The sequence below is a fragment of the Blastococcus sp. SYSU DS0973 genome (assembly GCF_054051055.1).
Map to the genome: position 1 here is coordinate 161,659 of NZ_JBJHAN010000005.1, position 25,198 is coordinate 186,856.

Annotated in this window: 23 protein-coding genes; 9 read left to right on the forward strand and 14 right to left on the reverse strand. The window is 74.1% G+C overall.

From position 1 onward, the window contains the following. Together ACI791_RS10935 and ACI791_RS10940 are read right to left on the reverse strand one after the other, a co-directional pair. Nucleotides 1-525: a DUF4265 domain-containing protein gene (locus ACI791_RS10935; protein ID WP_456586077.1), complete on the reverse strand. Its 525-nt coding sequence runs from the start codon at nt 523-525 to the stop codon at nt 1-3. 26 nt (nt 526-551) lie between these two features. Continuing rightward, nucleotides 552-1,871 carry an MFS transporter gene (locus ACI791_RS10940; protein WP_456586078.1) on the reverse strand — a complete coding sequence of 440 codons (1,320 nt, stop codon included), beginning with the start codon at nt 1,869-1,871 and terminating at the stop codon, nt 552-554. A 417-nt stretch (nt 1,872-2,288) separates the two neighbouring features. On the opposite strand from ACI791_RS10940, the gene ACI791_RS10945 reads away from it, so the two are divergent. Together ACI791_RS10945 and ACI791_RS10950 are read left to right on the forward strand one after the other, a co-directional pair. Next, the gene (locus ACI791_RS10945; protein ID WP_456586079.1) at nt 2,289-3,884 is read left to right on the forward strand and encodes a DEAD/DEAH box helicase; all 1,596 of its coding nucleotides are present in this window, start codon (nt 2,289-2,291) and stop codon (nt 3,882-3,884) included. Between the two features lie 125 nt (nt 3,885-4,009). Beyond that, entirely contained in the window at nt 4,010-4,495 is a 486-nt protein-coding gene (locus ACI791_RS10950; protein ID WP_456586080.1) for a hypothetical protein, read from the forward strand. Between the two features lie 124 nt (nt 4,496-4,619). On the opposite strand, the gene ACI791_RS10955 is transcribed toward ACI791_RS10950, so the two are convergent. The 6 genes from ACI791_RS10955 to ACI791_RS10980 form a co-directional block, all read right to left on the reverse strand. Continuing rightward, entirely contained in the window at nt 4,620-5,627 is a 1,008-nt protein-coding gene (locus ACI791_RS10955; protein WP_456586081.1) for a sugar phosphate isomerase/epimerase family protein, read from the reverse strand. A gap of 85 nt (nt 5,628-5,712) precedes the next feature. Then, nucleotides 5,713-6,882, reverse strand: a complete 1,170-nt coding sequence (locus tag ACI791_RS10960) for a Gfo/Idh/MocA family protein (RefSeq protein ID WP_456586082.1) — start codon at nt 6,880-6,882, stop codon at nt 5,713-5,715. A gap of 64 nt (nt 6,883-6,946) precedes the next feature. Continuing rightward, the gene (locus tag ACI791_RS10965; RefSeq protein WP_456586083.1) at nt 6,947-7,969 is read right to left on the reverse strand and encodes a substrate-binding domain-containing protein; all 1,023 of its coding nucleotides are present in this window, start codon (nt 7,967-7,969) and stop codon (nt 6,947-6,949) included. Between the two features lie 110 nt (nt 7,970-8,079). Further along, on the reverse strand, nt 8,080-9,279 hold the full coding sequence (locus tag ACI791_RS10970) for an ABC transporter permease (protein WP_456586084.1): 1,200 nt from the start codon (nt 9,277-9,279) through the stop codon (nt 8,080-8,082). Continuing rightward, nucleotides 9,276-10,880 (reverse strand): sugar ABC transporter ATP-binding protein, encoded by a 1,605-nt coding sequence (locus tag ACI791_RS10975; RefSeq protein ID WP_456586085.1) that lies wholly within the window; start codon nt 10,878-10,880, stop codon nt 9,276-9,278. The genes ACI791_RS10970 and ACI791_RS10975 overlap by 4 nt, the downstream gene beginning before the upstream one ends. Nucleotides 10,881-11,016: 136 nt before the next feature. Next, the gene (locus ACI791_RS10980; protein ID WP_456586086.1) at nt 11,017-12,180 is read right to left on the reverse strand and encodes an ROK family protein; all 1,164 of its coding nucleotides are present in this window, start codon (nt 12,178-12,180) and stop codon (nt 11,017-11,019) included. A 150-nt stretch (nt 12,181-12,330) separates the two neighbouring features. Between ACI791_RS10980 and ACI791_RS10985 the strand changes: the two genes are divergently transcribed. The 4 genes from ACI791_RS10985 (at nt 12,331) to ACI791_RS11000 (ending at nt 14,062) form a co-directional block, all read left to right on the forward strand. Next, on the forward strand, nt 12,331-12,834 hold the full coding sequence (locus ACI791_RS10985; RefSeq protein WP_456586087.1) for a hypothetical protein: 504 nt from the start codon (nt 12,331-12,333) through the stop codon (nt 12,832-12,834). 358 nt (nt 12,835-13,192) lie between these two features. Then, nucleotides 13,193-13,600, forward strand: a complete 408-nt coding sequence (locus tag ACI791_RS10990) for a hypothetical protein (RefSeq protein WP_456586088.1) — start codon at nt 13,193-13,195, stop codon at nt 13,598-13,600. Further along, nucleotides 13,597-13,686 carry a multicopper oxidase domain-containing protein gene (locus ACI791_RS10995; protein ID WP_456586089.1) on the forward strand — a complete coding sequence of 30 codons (90 nt, stop codon included), beginning with the start codon at nt 13,597-13,599 and terminating at the stop codon, nt 13,684-13,686. The genes ACI791_RS10990 and ACI791_RS10995 overlap by 4 nt, the downstream gene beginning before the upstream one ends. Before the next feature lie 151 nt (nt 13,687-13,837). Next, the gene (locus tag ACI791_RS11000; protein WP_456586090.1) at nt 13,838-14,062 is read left to right on the forward strand and encodes a hypothetical protein; all 225 of its coding nucleotides are present in this window, start codon (nt 13,838-13,840) and stop codon (nt 14,060-14,062) included. A gap of 49 nt (nt 14,063-14,111) precedes the next feature. On the opposite strand, the gene xylA is transcribed toward ACI791_RS11000, so the two are convergent. Beyond that, entirely contained in the window at nt 14,112-15,275 is a 1,164-nt protein-coding gene (gene xylA / locus ACI791_RS11005) for a xylose isomerase (protein ID WP_456586091.1), read from the reverse strand. Between the two features lie 129 nt (nt 15,276-15,404). Next, nucleotides 15,405-16,688, reverse strand: coding sequence for an ROK family transcriptional regulator (locus ACI791_RS11010; RefSeq protein ID WP_456586092.1), 1,284 nt, complete (start codon nt 16,686-16,688; stop codon nt 15,405-15,407). Between the two features lie 254 nt (nt 16,689-16,942). On the opposite strand from ACI791_RS11010, the gene ACI791_RS11015 reads away from it, so the two are divergent. Next, nucleotides 16,943-18,361, forward strand: a complete 1,419-nt coding sequence (locus tag ACI791_RS11015) for a xylulokinase (RefSeq protein WP_456586093.1) — start codon at nt 16,943-16,945, stop codon at nt 18,359-18,361. A gap of 29 nt (nt 18,362-18,390) precedes the next feature. Here ACI791_RS11015 and ACI791_RS11020 read toward each other — a convergent pair whose 3' ends face one another. Continuing rightward, nucleotides 18,391-19,023: an alpha/beta fold hydrolase gene (locus ACI791_RS11020; RefSeq protein WP_456586094.1), complete on the reverse strand. Its 633-nt coding sequence runs from the start codon at nt 19,021-19,023 to the stop codon at nt 18,391-18,393. A gap of 125 nt (nt 19,024-19,148) precedes the next feature. On the opposite strand from ACI791_RS11020, the gene ACI791_RS11025 reads away from it, so the two are divergent. Together ACI791_RS11025 and ACI791_RS11030 are read left to right on the forward strand one after the other, a co-directional pair. After that, nucleotides 19,149-20,576: an NAD(P)/FAD-dependent oxidoreductase gene (locus ACI791_RS11025; RefSeq protein ID WP_456586095.1), complete on the forward strand. Its 1,428-nt coding sequence runs from the start codon at nt 19,149-19,151 to the stop codon at nt 20,574-20,576. Nucleotides 20,577-20,648: 72 nt separating this feature from the next. Next, nucleotides 20,649-21,971 (forward strand): DUF2254 domain-containing protein, encoded by a 1,323-nt coding sequence (locus tag ACI791_RS11030; protein ID WP_456586096.1) that lies wholly within the window; start codon nt 20,649-20,651, stop codon nt 21,969-21,971. A 10-nt stretch (nt 21,972-21,981) separates the two neighbouring features. On the opposite strand, the gene ACI791_RS11035 is transcribed toward ACI791_RS11030, so the two are convergent. From ACI791_RS11035 to ACI791_RS11045, 3 genes are read right to left on the reverse strand one after another with little or no spacing between them, the layout of a single operon-like run. Continuing rightward, on the reverse strand, nt 21,982-22,659 hold the full coding sequence (locus tag ACI791_RS11035; protein WP_456586097.1) for an alpha/beta hydrolase: 678 nt from the start codon (nt 22,657-22,659) through the stop codon (nt 21,982-21,984). Continuing rightward, nucleotides 22,656-23,951: an erythromycin esterase family protein gene (locus ACI791_RS11040; RefSeq protein WP_456586098.1), complete on the reverse strand. Its 1,296-nt coding sequence runs from the start codon at nt 23,949-23,951 to the stop codon at nt 22,656-22,658. The genes ACI791_RS11035 and ACI791_RS11040 overlap by 4 nt, the downstream gene beginning before the upstream one ends. Next, nucleotides 23,920-25,071, reverse strand: coding sequence for a carboxylate-amine ligase (locus tag ACI791_RS11045; RefSeq protein ID WP_456586099.1), 1,152 nt, complete (start codon nt 25,069-25,071; stop codon nt 23,920-23,922). Before ACI791_RS11045 ends, ACI791_RS11040 begins: the two co-directional genes overlap by 32 nt. Between the last annotated feature and the right edge of the window lie 127 nt (nt 25,072-25,198).

A 25,198-nucleotide genomic window follows, 5' to 3' on the forward strand; every position in this document is an offset into this window, starting at 1 on the left:
TCACGCGGTGCTGCGACCGACCTCGTAGATGAACCGGCCGGCGCGCTCCTGCGCGTCGAGGTGGTCGGCGACGGCGCGGGCGACGTCCGGCTCCGCCGAGACCGCGAGGAGGTGGGGCGAGTAGACGTCGAACCAGCAGCCGAACCGCTCGAGCTCGTCCTGCAGCTCCTGCACGCGCTCGTCCCGCGCCAGATCGGGCCAGTCGGGGAACCACACCCGGTAGGTGTGCCGGCCGGCGTCGCGCAGCGGGCGGACCGCGACCAGCGGGCCCTCGGCGGTCGCCACCACCTCCACCTCGTCGCCGAGGTTCAGGTCGTAGGCGAACACCGGCACCGCGGCGACCACGGCACGGCCCTCCCCCGACGCGTGCGCGCGCAGGCCCTCCCAGGCCGCCTCGCCCTCCCCGCCGGGATAGACGGCCACCCACACCGTCTGCGGAGCGGTCGCGGCCTCCGGGTGCACCTCGACGGCGCCGTTCCGCCGGCGCGTGACCCTGGCGGGGTGCTCCAGGTAGCTCGTGGACACCGGCCCAGCCTAAGGACGCACCACCCTCAGCCGTGGGCGGCGTCGGCCGCGGCTGCCTCCGGAGCGGTGGGCAGGCTGGTCCCCGGTCGCGGCGAGGGGTTCCGGCGGATCGAGATCGACGCCGCCGCCGCCAGCAGGCACAGCCCCCCGGCGAGGAACCAGGCGAGGTCGTAGGAGCCGGTGACGTCGCGGATCACCCCGCCGCCGAACGCGGCGACCGCCGAACCGATCTGGTGGGAGGCGAACACCCAGCCGAAGACGACCGGGGCACGGGCCCCGAAGTGCTCCCGGCACAGCGCCAGCGTCGGCGGCACGGTGGCCACCCAGTCCAGCCCGTAGAAGACGACGAACGCAACCATGCTGACGTGGAGCTCGGGCCCGAACAGCGGCGGCAGCAGGAACAGCGAGAACCCGCGCAGCCCGTAGTAGGCCAGCAGCAGCACCCGCGGGTCGACCCGGTCGGTGAGCCAGCCGGAGAAGACGGTCCCGGCGATGTCGAAGACCCCGACGACCGCGAGCAGCCCGGCCGCCGTCGTCACCGGCATGCCGTGGTCGTGGGCCGCGGGGATGAAGTGCGGCTGCACCAGCCCGTTGGTCGACATGCCGCAGATGAAGAAGCCCAGCGCCAGCAGCCAGAACGGCCGGGCGCGCGCCGCCTCGCCGAGGCCCCGCAGCGCGACGCGCGCCGCTCCGGCCCGCACCGGCTCGGGGTCGTCGGCCGCCGTTCCGCCGTAGGGGGCGACGTCGAGGTCGCGGGGCCGGTCGCGCAGCAGCCAGGCCACCAGCGGGAGGACCGCCAGCGCGGCCGCCGTCGTCCCGAGGGAGGCCGCCCGCCAGCCCCAGGAGGAGTCGATCCAGGCCACCAGCGGGAGGAAGACCAGCTGCCCGGCCGCCCCGCCGGCGGTCAGCACGCCGGAGACGAGACCGCGCCGGGCCACGAACCACCGGCCGGTCACGGTGGCGACCAGCGACAGCGCCATCGAGCCGCTGCCCAGCCCGACGAGGACGCCCCACAGCAGGACCAACTGCCAGCTCGTCGTCATGAAGACGGTCAGGCCGCTGCCGAGCGCGACCACCAGCAGCGCGCCCATCACGACGCGGCGGATGCCGAAGCGCTCCATCAGGGCCGCCGCGAAGGGCGCGGTCAGCCCGTACAGCGCCATGTTGACCGCGACCGCGGCCGAGATGGTGGAGACCGACCACCCGAACTCCGCCCGCAGGGGATCGATGAGCACGCCCGGCACCGCGCGGAAGGCGGCGGCCCCGACCAGCGCCAGGAACGTCACGGCGGCCACCCACCACGCCGGGTGGACGCGGTGCACACGCGGCGCGGCGGAGACGGTCACGGCGGACAGCATGGCTGACCGGCCGTCGACCGGACGAGCGGCCCGACGGCCGATCCGCCCACGCGCAGACGAGCGGCACCACGACCTCGATGCGCCAGCACCTGCACGCGCCGTCGGGTCGCGCCGCTCGCCTTCCGCCGCACCGACCGAGAGCCGGTCGCTCACCCGATGTGACCTGACACTCCCTCCCGGTGGGACCACACGGCGGCCGGGTCTGGTTGAGTGGGGTGTACCGGCGCCGCCCTCGCTCATCCGGAGCGGCAGGAATCGACGTCGGGCTGAGGCTGCGCCACCTTGGTGCGCCCGGCTGACCGACGTCTCGCCGACGATGCGAGCCCGCCCTGCCTCCGTGCAGGTGCGCCGGCGCTCGCGCTCGCCGAGGTGGTGGTGCGGCCACTCGATCGTCGAAGGACTCCATTGACCTCCACCCAGAACACCCCCGCCGCCTCCGAGGGTGGCGCCCGCCGCCGTCGTGGTGGCCGTGGCCGCGGCACCCGCCCGGCCGGCGAGCAGAACCAGAACCGCCCGGCGCCCGCCGCCGTGCCCGCGCCCGTCGTCGTCCCGGTCGGGGCAGACGCCACCGTGCTGCCGACCGACTCCACCTTCGCCGACCTGGGCGTCCCCGCCCCGATGGTCGAGGTGCTCTCCGCCAGCGGCATCACCGCGCCGTTCCCCATCCAGGTCGCGACCCTGCCCGACAGCCTCGCCGGCCGGGACGTCCTCGGCCGGGGCCGCACGGGCTCGGGCAAGACCCTCGCCTTCTCCATCCCGCTGGTCGCCCGGCTCGCCGCCTCCGACACCCGCCGGCAGGCCCGCAGGCCGCGCGCGCTGGTGCTGGTCCCGACCCGCGAGCTGGCCAACCAGGTCTTCGCCGTCGTCGACCCGCTCGCCCGGGCGCTCGGCATGTCGGCGACGACGATCTTCGGCGGCGTCGGCCAGAACCCGCAGGTGCAGGCGCTGGCCAAGGGCGTCGACATCGTCATCGCCTGCCCCGGCCGGCTCGAGGACCTGATCGGCCAGGGCCACGCCGACCTCGGCTCGATCGAGGTCACCATCCTCGACGAGGCCGACCACATGGCCGACCTGGGTTTCCTGCCCGGCGTCAAGCGGATCATGGACCGCACCCCGGAGGTGGGGCAGCGGATGCTGTTCTCCGCCACCCTCGACAACGGCGTGGACGTGCTGGTCAAGCGCTACCTGACGAACCCGACCACCCACTCGGTGGACCCGGCCGTCGCCCCGGTCAGCACCATGACCCACCACGTCTTCCGCGTGGACGCCGCGGACAAGGGCAGGGTCGTCCAGGAGCTGGCCTCGGGCCTGGGCCGCAGCGTGCTGTTCACCCGGACCAAGCACCAGGCCAAGAAGCTGGCCAAGCAACTCACAGCAGCCGGTGTGCCGGCCGTGGACCTGCACGGCAACCTGAGCCAGAACGCCCGCGAACGCAACCTCGAGGCGTTCAGCAGCGGTGCGTCCCGGGTGCTGTGCGCCACCGACATCGCCGCCCGCGGCATCCACGTCGACGACGTGGCGATCGTCGTGCACGTCGACCCGCCGACCGAGCACAAGGCCTACCTGCACCGCTCGGGCCGCACCGCCCGCGCCGGCGCCGAGGGTGCTGTCGTCACCATCGCCACGCCCGACCAGGCCGGCGAGGTCCGCACCCTGGCGCGGCAGGCCGGGATCACCCCCGAGGTGTCGGCCATCAAGCCCGGCGCCCGGGAGATCACCGCGCTGACCGGTCCGGCCGCTCCCTACGTCGAGCCGGCGCCGGTGGCGGAGCCCCAGCAGCAGGGCGGTGGCGGCGGTCGCCGTCGCAGCGGCGGTGGCTCGGGTCGCGACTCCTCCGGCGGCGCGGCGTCCTCGGGCGGCCGTAGCAGCTCGGGCAGCGGCGGCAAGTCCGGGGGCTCGGGTCGCGCGTCGGGCCCGGCGCGCACCCGCGCGGAGCTCGCGGCGCGCGCCGGCTCGTCGTCGGCCGCGTCGTTCAGCTCCCGGTCGCGCCGGGGCCGCTGACCCTTCCCGGGTCGACGGTTGGCCGGCGGGCCGATGGGCACAGCACTGCCCGTCGGGTCGGTCGTCCCGCCCGCGCGGGCGAGGGACAGCGCCCGCGCCGCCGCACCACACCCGGAGGAGGCCCCGTGTCCCGACCGCCCCACCCCACGTCCCGCCGGCGCCAGGTCGCGACGGCCACCTGCGCCGTCGGGCTGCTCCTGCTGGCCGGCTGCGGGGGGAACGGCTCGTCAGAGGACGCCGTGGTGACCGACGCGGCGCAGACGCTGCCGACCCAGCCCGGCGACTCCGGGGGCGGCGGATCGGCCCCGGCGACCCCGACCGGGGTCGAGGGCGACGTCCTGACCGAGACGGTGACGCTCGAGGACGGGGGCATCATCATGCCCACCCGGCTGGCGGCCGGCCCCTACGAGATCGAGGTGGTCAACGAGGGCGGGTTGGCGCACGACCTGACCGTCGAACGCGACGGGGAGCAGGTGGCGAGCACCGACCCGATCCAGGCGGGGCTGACCGGCACCCTCACCGTCACCCTGGAGCAGGGCCAGTACGTCTTCTACTCCGCCCAGCGCGACGACCGGGGGCAGGGCATCGAGGTCACCGTCCAGGTGGAGTGACCACGGGTCACCCCGGTCCGGCACCGCGGGCCACCCGCCGAGCACACGGGTGGAGTGGCGGAACGTCTTCCGCCACCCCACCCGGCTCCCTGCACCCCACCGGCGGCCGAGGCCGCCGGAGTTCCTAGTTGCCGCTGGCGAACGCGGCGTCGAAGGCCGCCGACGGCGGGTCGAAGGCCAGCCGGCGGACGAACTGCAGGGCCTCCGGCGCACCGACCAGGCGGTCCATGCCGGCGTCCTCCCACTCCACCGAGATCGGCCCGGCGTAGCCGATGGTGTTGAGCATCCGGAAGCAGGCCTCCCACGGGACGTCGCCGTGCCCGGTCGAGACGAAGTCCCAGCCGCGCCGGGGATCCGCCCACGGCAGGTGCGAGCCCATCCGGCCGTTGCGCCCGTTGCCGACCTGCTTCTTCGCGTCCTTGCAGTCGACGTGGTAGATCCGGTCCTTGAAGTCCCAGAGGAAGCTCACCGGGTCGAGGTCCTGCCAGACGAAGTGCGACGGATCCCAGTTGAGACCGAACGCCTCCCGGTGCCCGATCGCCTCCAGGGTGCGCACCGTCGTCCAGTAGTCGTAGGCGATCTCCGACGGGTGCACCTCGTGCGCGAACTTCACGCCGACCTCGTCGAAGACGTCGAGGATCGGGTTCCAGCGGTCGGCGAAGTCGCGGTAGCCGTCCTCGATCATCGACTCGGGGACCGGCGGGAACATCGCCACGGTCTTCCAGATCTTGCTGCCGGTGAAGCCGACGACGACGTCGACGCCGAGCTTCGCGGCCGCCCGGGCGGTCAGCTTCATCTCCTCCGCCGCGCGCTGCCGGACGCCCTCGGGGTCGCCGTCGCCCCAGACGCGGGGGTGCACCATGCCGCGGTGCCGCTCGTCGATCGGGTCGTCGCAGACCGCCTGGCCGTTGAGGTGGTTGGAGATCGCGAAGACCTTGAGGCCGTGCTTCTCCAGCAGCGCGAGGCGGTCGGCGACGTAGGAGTCGTCGTTCGCGGCGCGCTCGACGTCGAGGTGGTCGCCCCAGCAGGCGATCTCCAGACCGTCGTAGCCCCATTCGGAGGCCAGCCGGCACATCTCCTCGAAGGGCAGATCGGCCCACTGGCCGGTGAAGAGGGTGACGGGACGGGGCATCAGGCGTCTCCTAGGTGAGGGTGCGTGGGCGGCCTCGTCCTCCCTACCGCGCGCGTGCGAGCGGTGGGGAGGACGAGGCCCTCTCTCATGAGGGGATGTCGGTCCAGGCGGACTTGCTGGCGGCGCTGCGCTCGACGGCGTCGAGGACCCGCTGCACCTGCAGCCCGTCGGCGAACGACGGGGCCGGATCCTGCCCGGCCGCGATCGCGGTGACCAGGTCGACGACCTGGTGGGTGAACCCGTGCTCGTAGCCCAGCCCGTGCCCGGCCGGCCACCAGGCACCGACGTAGGGGTGCTCGGGCTCGGTGACGATGATCCGGCGGAAGCCCGCGGTCTCCGCCGGCTCGCTGCCGTCGAAGAACTGCAGGACGTTCATGTCCTCGAAGTCGAAGGCCAGGCTGCCGGCCGAGCCGTTGACCTCGATCCGGATGCCGTTCTTGCGGCCCAGGGCGAACCGGGTCGCCTCGAAGACGCCCAGGGCACCGCCGGTGAACCGCCCGAGGAAGACCGCGGCGTCGTCCACGGTCACCTGCCCGGTGCCCTCCCCGCCCACGCCGGACAGCGATCCGGACGCCGCGGGCAGCGGGCGCTCCTTCACGAAGGTCTCCAGCGTCGCGCTCACCCCGGTCAGCGCCTGGCCGGTGATGTACTGCGTCAGGTCGACGACGTGCGCGCCGATGTCGCCGAGCGCCCCGGAGCCGGCCTTGTCCTTCTCCAGCCGCCAGGACATCGGGGCGGACGGGTCGGCGATCCAGTCCTGCAGGTACTGCGCCCGAACGTGCCGGATCTCGCCGAGCCGGCCGTTGGCGACGAGCTTCCGCGCCAGGCCGATCGCGGGAACCCGCCGGTAGGTGAAGCCGACCATCGACCGGACGCCGCGGGTGGCGGCCTTCGCCGCCGCCTCGGCCATCGCCTCGGCCTCCGCGACGGTGTTGGCCAGCGGCTTCTCGCAGAGCACGTGCTTGCCGGCCTCGAGCGCGGCTATCGCGATCTCGGCGTGGGTGTTCCCGGGCGTGCAGACGTCGACCAGGTCGACGTCCTCGCGCGCGATCACCGCACGCCAGTCGGTCTCGGTGCTCGACCAGCCCAGCTTGCCGGCGGCCTCGCCGACCTTGGCGGCGTCCCGCCCGGCCAGCACGGTCAGCTCGGGTCGCAGCGGCAGGTCGAAGAAGTGGGGGGCGGTGCGCCACGCGTGCGAGTGCGCCGCGCCCATGAAGGCGTAGCCGATCAGGCCGACGCCGAGGGTGGGGGTCATCTGCTTCTCCCAGCGGGGGTGGGGCAGCGGGGGAACGCGCTCGCTCCCCCGCTGCTCCGGCGGATCAGGACTCGAACGCGCGGTCGATGTAGTCCTCGACGTTCTCGGCCGTGACGACCGGGGCGTTGAGCACGATCTCCCGCGGCACCTCGGGGGAGACCAGGTCCGACATCGACTTGCCCTGCGCGATCAGCCGGGCCAGGCGGATGCCGTCGGCGGCCTGGGTGTGCGGGTAGATGACGGTCGCCTGCAGCACCGAGTCCCCGGACTGGATCTCCCGCATCGCGTTCGCCGAGCCGGCGCCGCCGACCATGATGAACTCGTCGCGGCCGGCGTTCTGGATGGCGGCCAGCACGCCGACACCCTGGTCGTCGTCGTGGTTCCACAGGGCGTCGATCTGGGGCGCGGCCTGGAGCAGGTTGGCCGAGGCCTCCTCGCCGCCCTCCACCGTGAAGTCCGCCGCGACCCGGTTGTCGACGTCGAGGCCGCAGTCGGCCAGCGCGTCGGCGAAGCCCTGGCTGCGCTCCTGGGTGAGCGGCAGCGAGTCGATGCCGGCGATCTCGGCGACGACGGCGTCGGGGTTGTCGCCCACCTGCTCGCAGATGTACGTGCCGGCGGAGACGCCCATGCCGTAGTTGTCGCCGAGGACGGTGGCACGGGCGGCGAACGGGCTGTTGAACTCGCGGTCGACGTTGATGACCGGGATGCCGGCCTCCATCGCCTGCAGCGCCACCGGCGTCATGGCCGCGCCGTCGAAGGGCAGCAGCACGATCGCGTCGACACCCTCGTTGATGAAGGTCTCCACCTGGCTGATCTGGGTGCTGACGTCGTTGGTGCCCTCGGCGATGATCAGGTCGATGTCCTCGTACTCGCCGGCCGCGTCCTGCGCCGCCTCCGAGATGCCGGCCATCCAGCCGTGGTCGGCGGCCGGCGCCGAGAAGCCGATGCGGACGGTCTCGCCGGTCTCGTCGTTGGAGCTGGCCACGGTGTCGCCACCGCCACCGCCACCGCCGGTGCTCGCCGGCTCGTTGCTGGTGCAGCCGGCCACGAGGGCGCCGGCGCCGGCCAGGGCGACCGCGGTGGACATCAGGCGACGGTAGGGGCGCTGCCTCGCTGCAGACATGTATCTCTCCTCGGTGTGCCCGTCCGGCGGGTCGCCGGCGGGTGCTTGTGGGATGGGACGTCGGGTGGTCGGGATCAGGGGGTGGGGCCGGCGCCGGGGCGGTCGCCGCCCGGCGCACCGGGGACGCTGGAGCCGCCCGACACCGCGCCGGCCGGGGTGCCGCCGGCGACCGGGCCGCCGGACGACGATTCGCCTCGGCCGGAGCGGAAGCGGGACAGCCAGCCGGGCCCGTCCCCGCGCCCCTCGGCCAGCCGCGTCTGCAGCAGGACGGCGAGCACGATGATCACGCCACGCGCGACGGCCTGGACGGAGCTGGACAGGTTGTTGAGCGTGAAGACGTTGCCGAGCGTGGTGAAGATCAGCACGCCCAGGACGGTGCCGACGATCGTCCCGCGACCACCGGTGAGCAGAGTTCCGCCGATGACGACGGCGGCGATCACTTCGAGCTCGAGGAGCGTGCCGTGGGTCGAGCTGCCGGTCGTCGTCCGCGCCATGAGCATCACCGCGGCGATGCCGCAGGTGATCCCCGACAGCACGTACAGCTTGAGGGTGTGCCACTGCACGCGGATGCCGGCCAGCCGCGCGGCCTCGGCGTTGCCGCCGACGGCGAAGGTGTGCCGGCCGAACGTCGTCCGGTTGAGCAACACCCAGCCGCCGATCGAGACCAGCGCCCAGATGACCACCAGGGTCGGCACGCCGAGGACGTCGCCGGTGAAGAAGTCGAGGAAGCCCTGGTTCTGCACGATCTGGGTCCGCCGGTTGGCGATGATCTCGGCCAGGCCCCGGGCCGCAGCGAGCATGGCGAGGGTGGCGATGAAGGCGACGATCCGCCCGTAGGCGATGACGATGCCGTTGACCAACCCCGCCCCGGCGCCCACCGCGATCGCGGTGAGCACCATGACGATCCAGTGGAAATCCCCGGCCATCTGCTGGGTGGCCAGCGTCGTGGCCCACACCGAGCTGAGAGCGACCAGCGCGCCCACCGAGAGGTCGATGCCGCCGCCGATGATCACGAACGTCATGCCGATGCTGACCACGCCGATGACGGCGGCCAGCCGCAGGATGGTCAGGACGTTGTCGATGTCCACGAACCGTTCCGGCGCGGTGACCGCGCCCACGATGCACAGCAGGGCCAGGGCCACGACGAGGCCGAGCTGGCGCCCCGCCGGCCCGGCCATGAGACCGGAACCCTTCCCGTTCGCGCCCGCGGGTGAGCGGTCCTTCGGCGGCGCGGGTGCGTCTGCGCCCCCGGTCGTCGCGGTGCTGCCGGTCATGCCACGTCCCCTTCGTGCGGCTGTGCGGTGGCCTGCTGCCGGTCACCGCGCTGGAGCGGGCCGACGGTTCCCTCCATGACGAGGTCGAGCACGGTGTGCTCGTCGAGCGCCTCGGCCGGTTGCTCGGCGACGACCGAGCCGTCGGAGATCACCAGCACCCGGTCGGCGAGGCCGAGGACCTCCGGGATCTCGCTGGAGACCACGACGACGGCGACCCCGCGGTCGGCCAGGTCGCGGATCAGCGCGTAGATCTCCGAGCGGGCACCGACGTCCACCCCGCGGGTCGGCTCGTCGAGGAGCAGCACCCGGCAGTCGCGCAGCAGCCAGCGGGCGAGCACGACCTTCTGCTGGTTGCCGCCGGACAGCGTCCGCACCTCGCGGGTGACGTCGGCGGGTCGGACGTCGAGGGCGCGGACCTGCTCGTCGGCGGCGTCCTTCTCGGCGCTGGCGGAGAGGAAGCCGCCGCGGGCGAAGCGGGCCAGGCTGGCGATGCTGATGTTGCGGTAGACGGCGTCGCCCAGCAGCAGCGCCTGGCTCTTGCGCTCCTCGGGGGCCAGCCCCACCCCGGCGGACACCGCGGCGGCGACGCTGCCCGGGCGCAGTCGCTGTCCGGCCACGGAGACGGTGCCGCCGGTGGCCCGGCGCGCGCCGTAGATGGTCTCGAGGATCTCCGACCGCCCGGATCCGACGAGGCCGGCGAGCCCGACCACCTCACCCGGCCGCACGTCGAACGACACGTTCCGGAACGTGCCGCGCAAGCTCAGGTCGCGCACCGAGAGCAGCGGCTCCGCCGCCGGAACCGCCCGGCGCTCGGGGAAGACGTACTCGATGTCGCGGCCGGTCATGAGCTCGATCACCTGGCGGGTGGAGGTGTCCCGCACGGGCAGCCCGGTGGCCACGGTGCGCCCGTCCTTGAGGACGGTGATCCGGTCGCCCACCTCGCGGATCTCCTCGAGGCGGTGGGAGATGTAGACGACCGCGACGCCGTCGCGGGTCAGGTCGCGGATGACCTCGAACAGGTGCTGGACCTCTTCGTTGTCGAGCACCGCCGAGGGCTCGTCCATGACGATCAGCTGGGCGTCCTGCGACAGCGCCCGGGCCATGCTGACCATCTGCTGCGCGGCCGCGGGCAGCGAGCCGACCTCGGCGGTGGGAGGAATCTCCGGGTGGCCCAGCCGGGTCAGCAGCTGCGCGGCGGCCTCGTTGGCCGGGGCCGGACGGGTGAGACCGAACCGCGAACGCTCACGGCCGAGGAAGATGTTGTCGGCCACGGTGAGGCCGGCCACCAGGTCGAGCTCCTGGTAGATGGTGGCGATGCCGTGCGACATCGCCGCCTGGGGGTTGGTCAGGGCGACGGGCTCGCCGCGCCACTCGATCCGGCCGCCGTCGGGCTGGTGCGCTCCCGCGAGCACCTTGATCAGCGTCGACTTCCCCGCACCGTTCTGACCGAGCAGGCAGTGCACCTCGCCCGCCCGCACATCGAGGTCGACGCCGTCGAGCGCGCGCACCCCCGGGAAGGTCTTGACGATCCCGTGCATCGCCAGCAGCGGCGCGCCTACCGCGCCGACCTGCCCCACCGGTGCACCGGCCACTGCGCTCACCTCCGGCACTTTTGCTCACCGTTGACCATTAGTTGGTTGAGGCAGCAACATATGTGTCGCGTCACAGCGGGTCAATAAGCTCGACGGCAGTTACCGAAACGAGACCGTCCACCCGCTCGCCCGGAGGGCGGCGAGGTCACCGCGCGAGGGACTTGACCGACTCCTCGTCGAGGAACTCCTCGATAGCCATGAGCGCAGCGCCGACCCGGCCGGAGAGGTCGGGGGCCTCGCTCACCGTGATCTCCAGGGCGCGGGCGGCCAGCGGCATCGACCGCTGGTAGACGGCCTCCCGGATGCCCGCGAGCAGCGGGACGCCGGCCTGGGCAACGCCGCCGGTCATGACGATCCGGTGCGGGTTGAAGAAGTTGACCAGAGCGGCGAGCACCGTGCCGATCGTGCGCCCGGCGCCACGGACCAGCTCGAGCGCCACCCCGTCCCCCTGGGCGGCCAGGCGCACGACCTCGCGGACCGTCTGCACCGGGAGCCCTGCGGCGACGGCGTCGCGCAGCAGCGCGCCACCACCGGCGATCGCCTCCAGGCAGTTCTCCTGGCCGCACCGGCAGACGACGGTCCGCCCGTCGGGCTGGGCGACGTGGATGTGCCCGATGTCGCCGGCGCTGCCCTGCGCACCCCGGTACACCCGCCCGTCGACGATCACGCCGCAGCCGATGCCGGTGCCGACCTTGACGACCAGCATGTCCTGCACCGAGCCGGCGACGCCGATCTCCCCCAGGGCCATGACGTTCACGTCGTTGTCGACGTAGACCGGGCACTCGTAGCGGCCGAAGGCGCTGGGGATCGGGTGGTCGTGCCAGCCCGGCATGATCGGCGGGTGGGAGGGCCGCCCGGTCGAGAACTCGACCGGCCCCGGCACACCGACCCCGACGGCACACACGTCGGCCGCCGTGAAACCCACCTCGGCGAGCACCTGCTGGGCCAGCCGGTCGACCTCCGCCAGCACCCGCGCGGGTCCCTCGGCGATGTCGATGGGGTGACCGACGGTCCCCAGGATCTGGGCGGAGAGATCGGTGACCGCGACGTCGACGCTGGTCACCCCCAGGTCGACGGCGAGCACGCATCCGGCGCCGCTGTTGAACCGCAACAGCGTCGGGGGGCGTCCGCCGGTGCTCCAGCCGCGCCCGCCCTCCTCGAGGAGGTTGGCCGCGATCAGCTGGTCGACGCGTGCGCTCACCGTGTTGCGGGAGGCGCCTGTGAGCGCGACCAGGTCCGCCCGGCTGCGGGCGCGACCGGTCCGCACATGACGCAGCAGGACGCCGGCAGACGCTGAGGTGGACGCCACGCCGCCATAGTGACACGCCGCACCCGCCACTCCCGTGGACGTGAGGCGGTCGGAACGGGTGGGCCACGGTTGGGCACCGATCGACCAGGGCACTGGCCGGGCCATGCTGGTTGAGCACTTCACCAGCTCCGACGACCAGAGAGGTGCCCCATGAGCCTGCCCATCACCCTGTCCGAGATCGCGCCCCGGATCTCCGCCGGCGCCTTCATCCTCAACAGCGGCCTCGGCAAGCGCGCCGCCGACGAGGAAGCCGCGGCCGGCATGCACGGTTTCGCCGCCGGCACCTACCCGTTCCTCGCGCAGCTGCAGCCGCAGCAGTTCGCGAAGGCGCTGTCCACCGCCGAGATCGCCGTCGGTGCGGCGCTGCTGACGCCGTTCGTGCCCACCGCCGTCGCCGGCGCCGCGCTCACCGCCTTCTCCGGCGGGCTGCTCGGGCTGTACCTGAAGACGCCCGGCATGCGCAAGGAGGGCAGCCTCGCCCCCACCGAGCAGGGGCTGTCCATCGCCAAGGACAGCTGGCTGCTCGGCATCGGCATCGGCCTGCTCGTCCGCGGCACGGTCGACCGCGAGCCCCGCCGGGTCCGCAAGGCGGCGAAGACCCTGGACAAGGCGAACAAGCGGGCCGCCAAGGCCCGCAAGCGGCTCGGCGACTGACGACCTCCGGGGACCACTCCCCCCGCAGGTGGACCAGGCCGACCAGCCGGCGCCGGCGCCCTCGCCGGGCCGGTTGGCCAGCCGGGCCTGCGGGACCGCCCGCAGGTCGGCTCCCAGCTCTGCGCCGGCAGCCGGGGCGCGCCTCGCTGAGCGCCGAGAAGCGGGAGCTGCGGCACCCGGTGGATGCGCAGATGTCGACCACAGTGGTCACCTGGTGTGACCGGATGACTGCGACGATCGACGGCGCGACGGCGCACTGACCGCCGCATCAAAGCCCTTCCGCGCCGAGGTCGCCGGGCCCCAGGGTCGCGGTCCCACGAAGGCCGCCGACCCGGCGGCCTGCCCGGAGGAGGTCCCCGTGCGCTCCTGGAACGACCGTTCAGCGGTTCTGCGCCTGGCCGCCGCGATGACGGGGCTGGCCCTCGTCGTGACCGGTTGCGGCTCGGACGACGACGCCGCCGACACCGATGCCGCCGTCGCGACCGGGGCCGAGTTCGAGACGGGGACCGGGTCGTCGTCCCCCAGCTCCGCCGCCCCCTCGGCCTCGTCCTCCGCGCCGGCCGGTGAGCAGGAGGCGGAGACCGTCGAAGCACAGCTCGTCGACTTCGCCATCGAGCTCGACGAGGACAGCTTTGCGGCCGGCACCTACGAGTTCGCGGTGGCGAACGAGGGCGACGCCAGCCACGACTTCGTGGTCGAGCGCGACGGCGAGGACGTCGCCGCCACGCAGGTGCTCCAGTCGGGTCAGTCGGAGACGCTCTCGTGACCCTCGAGCCCGGCACCTACGTCTTCCACTGCTCGGTCAGCAACCACCGGTCGATGGGCATGGAGGTCAGCGTGAAGGTCGCCTGATGACGACCACCACCACCCGCGACCGGCGCTCGGACCTGCTGACCTGGATCCTGCGCGTGGCCGGCGCGGCCCTGCTCACCGCGATGGCTGGATCCACCTGGACCTGTGGTTCGACGGCTACCGGACCATCGAGGTCATCGGACCGGGCTTCATGCTCAACGCCCTCGCGGGCTTCGCGCTCGCGGTGGCGCTCCTGGTCGTGCCCCGGCGGCTGCTGTGGTCGGTCGCCGCCCTGCTCCTGTCGACCACCGTGGGCCTGTTCGGCTTCGTCGAGAGCACGGCGGCGCCGCTGTGGTGGGGGACCTTCTGGATCGAGGCGGCGGCGGCCGTCGTCCTCACGGTCCTCGCCCTCGTCGCCCGGCGACGCCCCGCCTGACCGGAGCGGGCGGGCAGGGGCACGCCCCGCCCGCCCGCTCCGGTCACTGTCAGCGGACGCCGAGCAGGTGCTCCATGGCCAGCTGGTCGAGCCGCTCGAACTGCAGACCGCGCTCGCCGAGCGCGACCGGGTCGTGCGCCTCGTTCCGCAGCGCGTCGAGGCTCTCGCCCTCGCCCAGGGTCGGGACGGCGAGCTCGCCCACGCGCGCGGCATCCAGCGCCTCGGCGACCTCCGGGTCGGCCCGGAACGCCTGCACCTTCTCCCGCAGGATCAGGTAGTTCCGCATGCAGGCGCGGGCGGTCTCCCAGACGCCGTTCATGTCCTCGGTCCGCGGCGGCTTGTAGTCGAAGTGCAGGTAGCCGTCGTACGCCTTGCCGGAGCCGGCACCCAGCAGGGTGTCGACGGTCCAGAAGGCGCCGCGCAGGTTACCCGCACCGAAGCGCAGGTCCTGGTCGAAGCGCGGGCCGTGCTGGCCGTTGAGGTCGACGTGGAACAGCTTGTCGTGCCACAGCGCCTGGCCGATGCCGTGGGCGAAGTTCAGCCCGGCCATCTCCTCGTGCCCCACCTCGGGGTTGAGGCCGACGCGGTCGGGTTCCTCCAGCTCGTTGATGAAGGCGATCGCGTGCCCGATGGTCGGCAGCAGGATGTCGCCGCGCGGCTCGTTGGGCTTGGGCTCCAGCGCGAACCGGATGTCGTAGCCCTTCTCGCGCACGTAGGCGCAGAGGACGTCGAGCCCCTCCTTGTAGCGGTCGAGCGCGGCGGCGACGTCCTTGGTGCCCCCGGACTCCGCGCCCTCGCGGCCGCCCCACAGCACGTAGGTCTTCGCGCCGAGCTCGGCGGCGAGGTCGATGTTGCGCAGCACCTTGGCGATCGCGTACCGGCGGACGGCGCGGTCGTTGGCGGTGAAGCCGCCGTCCTTGAAGACCGGGGCGCCGAAGAGGTTGGTGGTCGCCATCTCGACGCCCACGCCGGTCTCGGCCAGCGCCTTCTTGAACCGCTCGAGGGTGGCGTCGCGGGTGGCGTCGTCGGGGACCAGGTCGTCGTCGTGGAACGTCACGGCGGCCGCGCCCAGCTCGGCGAGCCGGTGGACGGCCTCGACCGGGTCCAGCGGCGGGCGCACGGCGCCGCCGAAGACGTCGACGCCCTGCCAGCCCACGGTCCAGAGACCGAAGCTGAACTTGTCGTCCTTGGTGGGGGTGAATCGGTCGGTCATGCGGGGTTCTCCATCCAGGTGGATCGATCGCGTGCGCTGTTCTCGACGGCGCCGGGAACCCGCCGGTGGGCGGGCCCGTCGGCGGACGACGGGGTCTGCTGGCCGCCGGTCGCGACGGCGTTCACCCGGTCACCCGGCGCCCGCACCCGACGGTGCGAGCTCGGGCACGGGGACGAGCGTGGGGTCGTCGAGGACCGACTCGAGGGCCACGTGGGCGCCCCCGCGGACCGCGGCGGTGAAACCGAGGGTGGAGAGCACGACCCGGGCCCCGGCGGTGCCGGGCGCCAGGACCCGGGCCTCGAGCTCGGCCAGGAGCGGCTCCATCAGGAACCGCCCGAGGACGGCGAAGTAACCGCCGAGGATGACCACCCGCGGGTTGAAGAGGTTGATGAGCACAGCCGCGCCCGTCCCGAGCGACCGGCCGACCTGCTCGAGCGCGGCGAGCGTCCGGGCGTCGCCGGCCTCCGCGCGGGCGGCCACCTCCGCCAGGCGGGTCTCCAGGTCGCGCGCCGGGTCGCCGACCGGGTCGCCCGGGTCGGCGGCGGCACGCAGCAGCGCGGCCATCCCGACCACGGTTTCCCAGCAGCCCCGCCGCCCGCAGCCGCAGACGACGTCGGGGTCGCCGAGCGAGGTGTGGCCCACCTCGCCGGAGAGCCCGCCGGCGCCGCGCAGCAGCCGGCCGGCGACGATCACGCCGCCGCCGACGCCGACCTCACCGGTCAGGTACACCAGATCAGGGCTGCGCGCCTCCGAGCCCAGGGCCCACTCGGCGATAGCGCAGAGGTTGGCGTCGTTCTCCACCCTGATCGGGAAGTCGACGTCCAGCCGGGCCCGCAGACCATCCAGGACGGCCACGTCGTGCCAGCCGATGTTGGGCGCCAGCGTCACGACGCCGTCGGAGCTGCGGACCAGCCCGGCGACCGCCACGGTCAACCCGGCCGGCCGGGCACCCGCGGCGGCGGCCGCGGCGACGGCGTCGGTCACCACGCCGGCCACCGCGTCGAGGGTGGCCTGGACACCCAGCGCGGGGATGTCCAGGGCGAGCCGCTGCTCCACCAGGACCTCGCCGCGCAGGTTCGGCACGAGCACGGCCACGTAGTCGACGTTCAGCTCCACGCCGATGCCGCAGACGCAGCTGCCGTCCAGGTGCACGGTGAGCCCGGGCCGGCCCACCGAGCCCGCCCGGTCGACCTCGCCGGTGGTGACCAGCCGCCGCTCGGCGAGCTCGGCCACGAGGCTGGAGACCGTCGCCTTGTTCAGGCCGGTCTCCTGGGCGATCCGCGCGCGGGAGCGGGGCCCGTGGTCGCTCAGGTGGCGCAGGACCAGGCCGAGGTTGGTGCGCCGCACAGTGGCCTGGTCGGCCGGGGCGCGCCGCTCGGAGAACCCGTCGTACAACGACGGCACCTCGCCCATGCGCACCTCCTCGGGGAGCACCCTCCCGGTATTCGTCGGATCAACAAACAAATTAGGGGTACGGAGTCAGGCGGTCAAGACGGGTCGTGGCGCGCGTCACGGACGGGCGACCGGGACGCCCTCGGCACCCTCCGCCGGGCACGCCCGGACGGAGCCGCCTAAGGTGCCTTTCCCATGACCTCCGTGTCCTCGCTCCGGCCCGCCGCGGCCCGTTCCGTCCCTGCTCCCGCCACGGCGGGCCGGGGGCCGGTCCGATGACCCTCGTCGCGGGCGTCGACACCTCGACGCAGGCCTGCAAGGTCGTCATCCGGGACGCCGCCACCGGAGAGCTCGTCCGGTCCGGCCGGGCGCCGCACCCACCGGGCACCGAGGTCGCCCCGCAGGCGTGGGAGGACGCGTTGCGCGCCGCCGCCGCCGAGGCGGGCGGGTTCGACGACGTGGCAGCACTGGCGGTCGGCGGCCAGCAGCACGGGATGGTCTGCCTGGACGAACGGGGCGAGGTGGTCCGCGACGCGCTGCTGTGGAACGACGTGCGGTCGGCCCCCGCGGCCGCGGACCTCGTGCGCGAGCTCGGCGGCGGCGGCGAGGCCGCCGGCCGCCGGGCATGGGCCGACGCCGTGGGGCTGGTGCCGGTCGCCTCGTTCACCGCCACCAAGCTGCGCTGGCTGGCCGACGCCGAACCGGGCAACGCCGACCGCACCGCCGCCGTCTGCCTCCCGCACGACTGGCTCACCTGGCGGCTGTCGGCCGACCGCGACCTCGGCGCCCTGGTCACCGACCGCGGGGACGCCAGCGGGACCGCCTACTGGTCGGCGCGCACCGGCCAGTACCGCATGGACCTGCTCGAGCACGCCATGCGCGGCCGCCGCCCCGCCGTCCCGCGCGTGGCCGGCCCGGCCGAGCGGGTGGGCGCGCTGGCCGGCTCCGGCGCGGTCCTCGGCCCGGGCACCGGCGACAACGCGGCCGCCGCCCTCGGCCTGGCCGCCCGCCCCGGCGACGTCGTCGTCTCCATCGGCACCTCGGGGGTGGTCTCGGCGGTGACCCCGACCGCGGTCGCCGACGTGACCGGCACGGTCGCCGGCTTCGCCGACGCAACCGGCAACCACCTGCCGCTGGTCGCGACGATGAACGCCGCCCGGGTGCTGGACGCCGCGGCGGCGCTGCTCGGCGTCGACCACGCCACCCTCTCGGAGCTCGCCCTGTCGGCCCCCTCGGGCGCCGACGGCCTGGTGCTCGTCCCCTACCTCGAGGGCGAGCGGACGCCGAACCTGCCCGACGCCACCGGATCGGTGCACGGGCTCACCCTGCGCACCTCGACGCCGGCGCACTGGGCCCGGGCCGCGGTGGAAGGCCTGCTCTGCGGGCTGGCCGACGGCATCGAGGCCGTCGTCGCCCAGGGCGTGACGGTCGAGCGGGTGCTGCTGGTCGGGGGCGCCGCCCGCTCGGCCGCCGTCCAGCAGCTGGCGCCGGGGATCTTCGGCCGGCCCGTCCTCGTGCCGCCGCCCGGCGAGTACGTCGCCGACGGCGCGGCCCGTCAGGCCGCCTGGGTGCTCTCCGGCGCCGCCGCGGCGCCGGAGTGGCCGCAGCCCGGGCTGGCCGAGTTCGACGCACCGGCGGCCACGCACGTCCGCGAGCGCTACGCGGAGGTGCGCGGCCGCACCGACGGCCAGTAAGAGGGCCCTCTGCTGGGGCCGCTCCGACCTCAGAACGAGCGGAGCAGGGCGGCGACCTCGAAGGGGTGCGTCTGCACGGTCATGTGCGCCGCGCCCGGCAGCACGACGAGCCGACCGCGCGGCGCGTCGGCGACCACCTGTGCCGCCCAGTCGGCCGGGCAGAGCGCGTCCCGGGCGCCCCGCACGACGACGACCGGCGCCCGCACCCGGGACAGCCGCGCACCGATCCGGTCGGGTGAGGCCCTCCGCCACAGCGCGGCCATCGCGCGGGGGCCGGTGTGCAGCCACTGGCGCAGGATCAGCGGCACCTGCCACCACGGCTCGGCCAGGGCGGTGCGCACCCATCGCCAGGCGAGCACCCGGAACCGGCGCATCCGCGGATCGGTCGTCGGGCCGCACAGCACGACCCCGACCACCCGGGGATCGGTGGCGGCGGCCGCGACCACCTGGCAGCCCTGCGAGTGCCCGACCAGGACGACCGGGCCGGCGGGCAGCGCCTCGACCAGGCGGGCGGCCAGGTCGTCGACGGAGGGGACCGGCGCGGCCTCCCCCATCCCCGGCAGGACGACGACGGCCCCCGGAAGTTCCTGCCGCAACCTGCGCGAAGAACGTTCATCCAGCCCCAGACCGGGCACGTGCACGACGGAGACCGGAGACCGCACCCCGTCGGGTCTACCGGCCGCGCACCGGGTCCGCGAGCCGGCGCGCAGCCGGTGCGCCGGGCGTGATCCGCATCTCTCGGGGGCGTGCACGTTCGGCACCGACCCAAGTGGGAGGATGAATCATCATGACGACATCACCAGCGCAGGCGCCCGCCCCGACCGACTCCCCCGGCGGCCGGCCGCGCGTCGTCATCGTCGGCTCCGGCTTCGGCGGCCTGTTCGCCGCGCGGGCGCTGGGCAAGGCGCCGGTGGACATCACGCTCATCGGCAAGACCGCCCAGCACCTGTTCCAGCCGCTGCTCTACCAGGTGGCCACCGGAATCCTGTCCGAGGGCGAGATCGCGCCGGCCACCCGCGAGGTGCTGCGCCGGCAGAAGAACACCCGCGTGGTGCTCGGCGAGGTCACCGAGATCGACGTCGCCGCCCGCACGGTCTCCTCCGAGATCCTCGGCCGGAAGACGGTGTACCCCTACGACGAGCTCATCGTCGCCGCGGGCGCGGGGCAGTCGTACTTCGGCAACGACCAGTTCGCCGAGTTCGCGCCCGGCATGAAGAGCATCGACGACGCCCTCGAGCTGCGCGGGCGGATCTTCGGCGCCTTCGAGCTGGCCGAGATCGCCACGGACCCGGCCGAGGTCGACCGGCTGCTCACCTTCGTCGTCGTCGGGGCGGGCCCCACCGGCGTGGAGATGGCCGGCCAGATCGCCGAGCTGGCCCGCCGCACCCTGCCCCGCGACTTCCGCAACATCAACCCGACCGGCGCGCGCGTGATCCTGCTGGACGCCGCCCCCGCCGTCCTGCCGTCCTTCGGCAAGAAGCTCGGCGACCGCGCCCGGCGCCAGCTCAACGCCATCGGCGTCGACGTGCAGCTGGGCGCCATGGTCACCGGCGTGGACGCCGACGGCCTCGAGGTCAAGGACGCCGACGGCCAGGTCCGCCGGATCCAGGCGGCCACCAAGATCTGGGCCGCCGGCGTGCAGGCCAGCGAGCTGGGCCGGATGCTCGGCGAGCAGACCGGGGCGGAGGTCGATCGCGCGGGCCGCATCTCGGTGAAGCCCGACCTCACCCTCCCTGGGCACCCCGAGATCCACGTGGTCGGCGACATGATGGCGCTGGACAAGCTCCCCGGCGTCGCGCAGGTGGCCATCCAGGGCGGGCGCTACGCCGCCGAGGCGATCGAGCGGCGGATCGCCGGCAAGGCGCCGCAGCAGCCCTTCCGGTACTTCGACAAGGGCTCGATGGCGACCATCTCGCGATTCTCCGCGGTGGCCGACATCGGGACGTTCAAGTTCAGCGGGTTCATCGCCTGGGTGCTCTGGCTGGTCGTCCACCTGATGTACATCGTCGGGTTCAAGAACCGCATCACCACGGTGCTGCACTGGATGGTCAGCTTTCTCGGCCGGGGCCGGTCCGAGCGGGTGGCCACCCAGCAGCAGGTCTACGGCCGCCTGGCGCTGGAGCAGCTCGGCCCCGGCTGGGAGGTCTCCAAGACCGGCGGGCCGAAGAACACCGACCCGGAGAACGAGGACGTGACCCAGCGCGAATCGGCCTGAGCGACGTCCACCAGCCGGGGGAACTTCCCCCCGGCCGGTGCATGCCCGGCCCTGGCCGGGTAGCTGCCCGCCGTGGCGGGACTACGGGGACAGGACAGTGCAGCGCGGTCGCAGACGCCCCTGTGGTTGTGGCCGGCAACAGCCGCCGTGGCCGCAGCCGCGGCGGGGTGGGTCCTCGGCATGGTGGAACCCCGCGGCGGGTTCCTCGCGGCCCTGTGGCCGGCCGACACCAGCGCCGCCGCGACGCTCCTGCAGCTGGTGGCCACGGCTGCGGTCACCATCACGACCCTGACCTTCAGCATCACGATCGTGGCGCTGCAACTGGCCTCCCAGCAGTTCTCGCCCCGGCTGCTGCGCGACTTCACCCGGGACGGGGTCACCAAGTCCGTCCTGTCCGTACTGACCGCGACCTTCGTCCTCGCGGTCGCCGGTCTGCGGGGCATCAACCAGGACGAGCCGGTGCCCACGCTGGTGTGCCTGGTCGCGGCGCTGCTCGGCCTCGCCTCCGTCGGCGCTCTGCTCGCCTTCATCAGCCACATGGTCCGCATGCTGCGGGTCGACACCATGATGACCCGGGTCCACGACGACGCCCGGCGGGCGATCGAGACCTTCTACGGTCCCTACACCGGTCACGGGCAGCGGTCCCCCGACGAGCTGGACCTCGAGACGCGCGCCGGTCGGCTGGTGAACGCGCCCCGCAGCGGTTTCGTCGAGGTGACCGACCCCGGCGCGCTGGTCGATGCGGCGCGCAGCCAGGACGCCGTCGTCCGGGTCGAGGTCCGCCCCGGCGACATGGTGACCGTCGGCACCCCCATCGCGACCGTCTGGGGTGGGAACGAGGACCTCGACGAGGCCGTCCGCGCGGCGGTGGTGTTGAACAACGAGCGCACCATCGACCAGGACGCCGGCTTCGGCTTCCGCCAGCTCGAGGACATCGCGGTGAAGGCGATGTCCCCGAGCATCAACGACCCGGTCACCGCCGCGACGGCGATCGGCCACATGGGCGACCTGCTCGTCCGGCTGAACGGCCGGCACCTCGGGCCCACGCTGCACGAGGACGAGGACGGCGTCGGCCGGGCGATCGTGCCCGACCGGGACATGCGCTACTACCTGGACCTCGCCTGCCACCAGGTGGCCCGGTTCGGCGGAAGCGAGCCCACGCTGGTCACCGCCCTGCTCCGGATGCTCCGGGATGTGGCGGTCTCCTGCCGGGACGACCAGCAGCGGGCCGAGGTCGCGCGCGCCGCCGACCTGGTCGCCGGGGAGCTGTCCTCGGAATGGGGCCCCACGGACACCGCCACCGTCCGTTCGCACCGCGACCAGGTGACCGCCGCCCTCGAGGGCCGGACCGTCGACGCCTTCGCCGACCGTGCCGGCGAGACCCGCTCCATCTGAGCGGGCGGGGTCACTCCGGGCCCAGCCACCATTCCAGGGCCGTGACCACGCCCTCGGGTCGGACGACGTGCCCACCGTCGAACTCGTCGTAGGCGACCTCGTAGCCCGCCGTTCCGAACGCGGCAGCCAGCCGCCGGCCGCAGCGTGCCACCGGCAGCACCCGGTCGCCGGTGCCGTGGGTGAGCCAGATCCGCGGGTGCCCCGTCCGGGCCGGCGGGGCGGCGAACCCCGGCGAGAAGCCGAGGAGCGCGTCGAACAGGTCGCCGTTGGCCGGCCCGAGGGACAGCGCGTAGGAGGCGCCGTCGGAGAAGCCGCCCACCGCGCAGCGGGAGACGCCGAGGTGTTCGGCTACCTGCGCCAGGGCGGCGTCGAGCACGGCGACGTCGCGGCCCGGGCGACCGGTGATCAGGTCCCACGTCGCCGCCCCCGAGCGGGGTGCCAGCACCGCCACTCCCCTCTCCGCCGTGGCCCGGCCCACCGCCGCGAGGCTCTGCTGCGGGTTCCCGCCGGCGCCGTGGAAGAACACGAGGAGCGGGCGCGGCCCGGGCTCACCCGGGGGTACGGCGAGCAGCACCTCCGCGCTCCCACCGAGGTCCAGCGCGTGCGTCCCGGCCGGCCAGGGCGGACCCGGGGGCGCCGGCGACGGCCGACTGGTGAGCCGCCCGTCGGCGGCCTGACCGGCGCTCATGCGCCGAACGCCGCAACGGGCACGTGCTCGTCGGCGCGCTCCAGGTGCAGCGGCTGCAGGGGCGTGGTGTCCTCCAGGTGGAGGAACGCGTCGTACCGCTCCCCCAGGACCGTCGGCACGTAGTTGCCCCACGTCTCCCGCAACGTCCGGTAGACCACGCCGATCGCGCGGTGGTCCAGCCGCCGGCGCAGCCACTCCGGCCGGTCCTCCCGTGGGAAGACGAACAGCGCGTCGGCGCCCACGGCCTCGTGGATGCGCGCCTCGACGCTGCCCGCCCTGGCCTCCGGCACGGCCATCCGCTCCATCTGCGCACCCCACTCCCGGCCGGCGATCACCCCGCCCCGGTAGCCCCCGAAGCCGACGAGGACGACGTCCTCGGTGCCGTGCCGCTCGCGCAGCAGCTGACCGACGTTGGTCATCCCGGCGCCGGCCATGTCGGTGGCCCGGGCGTCGCCGATGTGCGTGTTGTGCGCCCAGACGACGGCCTTCGGCCCCGCGTGGTCCAGCAGCCGGTCCAGGGTGTCCACCATGTGCTCGTCGCGGACGTTCCACGACTCCGCCGAGCCGCGGATCATCGCCCGGTAGTAGCGCTCTGCGTCGACCACGACGGCGGCGTTCTGCTCGGCGGAGAAGCGCGCGTCGGCGTCGATCGCGGCCTCCGCGCGGCCCCGCTGCTCGCAGAGCGAGCGGAGCAGGTCCACGGCCGCCTGCTCGCACGACGCGGGGGCGAACCGGCTGGCGAACGCGTACTCGGCCCCGTCCTCCCCGAACGGTTCGAAGCAGGCCAGGGCGCGCCTGGCCTGGTCGACGTGCCCGGGCTCGTGTTCGGCCATCCAGTCGAGCAGCGCGTGCATCGAGTCCCAGAGGCTGTACACGTCGAACCCGTAGAAGCCGACCCGGCGCTCCTCGGGCAGCGCGGCGTTGTGCCCGCGCAGCCACCGGCAGAAGTCGACGACGTCGTCGTTGGCCCACATCCACGTCGGCCAGCGGGTGAACGCGTCGAGGGCGTCGCGCGGGTCCTCGTCGGCGCCCGGGCGCAGCCGCACGCTCCGGTCGATGCGGTAGCAGTCGGGCCAGTCGCCCTCGACCGCGACGAGGCCGAACCCCTTCTCCTCGATCAGCCGCCGGGTGAGTGCCGCCCGCCAGGCGTAGTACTCGTGCGTGCCGTGGCTGGCCTCGCCGATCGCCACGATGCGGGCGGCGCCGACGCGCTCGACGAGCGGGTCGAGGTCGGCCGACGTGCGCAGCGGCCGGGCCAGCTCACGGATCTCCTCCACGGTCGGGTCGGCCATCGGTACTCCCCTCCCGCACGACCGCGGCCGCGACCTCCCGCAGGTCGCCGGTGCGCCGCCAGGTCGCGCGCTGACGCGCCGCCGACGTACCCCGGGCGACGAGCCGGTGCACCAGGTCGCGAACCTCGTCCTCCTCCCCGCGGTCGGCGAGGTCGTCGGCGAGCTCGGCCAGCAGTCCGTCGACGGCGTCCCGGGCCGGCACCAGAGTTCCGGCCACGGGATCGAACAGCTGCCCGTCGAGCCCGTCCCTGGCCGCCCGCCAGCGCGCGGCCCGCAGCAGCTCCGTGCGCACGGGTGGCACCGGCTCGCCCCGCTGCGCGCGGCCGGCCAGCACCCGGACCAGCGAGGCCACCAGGGCGGCGTGCAGGACGGCGTCGTCCAGGTCGGTGCACACGTCGGCCAGCCGGAACTCCACCGTGGGCAGGTGCGACGACGGCCGGACGTCCCAGTACAGGTGCGACGCGTCGCCGATGACGCCGGCGTCGACCAGCCCGGTCACGACCTCCTGGAACCGCTCCGCCGAGCCCTGCGCCTCGGGGATCCCGGTGTGCGGCCACCGGCCCCACAGCAACGTCCGGTAGCTCTCGTAGCCGGTGTCGGCGCCGTCGTGCAACGGTGAGCTGCCGGTCATGGCCAGCAGCACCGGCAGGTAGGGCCGGACCCGGTCCAGCACGGCCACGGCCGTCTCGAGGTCGGGGACGCCCACGTGCACGTGGCAACCGCAGATGTCCTGCCGGACCGCCAGCCCGGCCCACCGGCGCACCATCGCCTCGTAGCGGGGATCCGGGGTGACCACCTGCTCGCGCCACGAGGCGAACGGGTGGGTCGAGGCGGCGAGCAGCACCGCCCCGGCGCCGGCCGCCGCCGCCCGGGCCTCGGCACGGGTCCCCGTCAGCGCGGCCCGCACCTCGCCGAGCGTGCGGCAGACGCCCGTCGCCGTCTCCAGCTGGGTGGTGGTGATCTCGGGGTGCAGCCGTTCGCCCAGCTCGTGGCGGACCGCTGCCGCGACGAGCTCGGGGCTGGGGGCGAGCGCGAGGGTCTCCGGATCGACGAGGTGGAACTCCTCCTCCACCCCGACCGTGGTGCCCACGGCGGCCGACAGGCGACCGGTGGACTCCACGCGCCCTCCTGTCGGGTCGCGGCGCGGGACGTCCGGCGCCGCCGCCGACCCGGGCCTGCCATCGGCTGCTTCCCCAGCCGCACCGCCACCGTACGGCCGCGACTCCCCGTCCGCAGCCGAGGGCGCG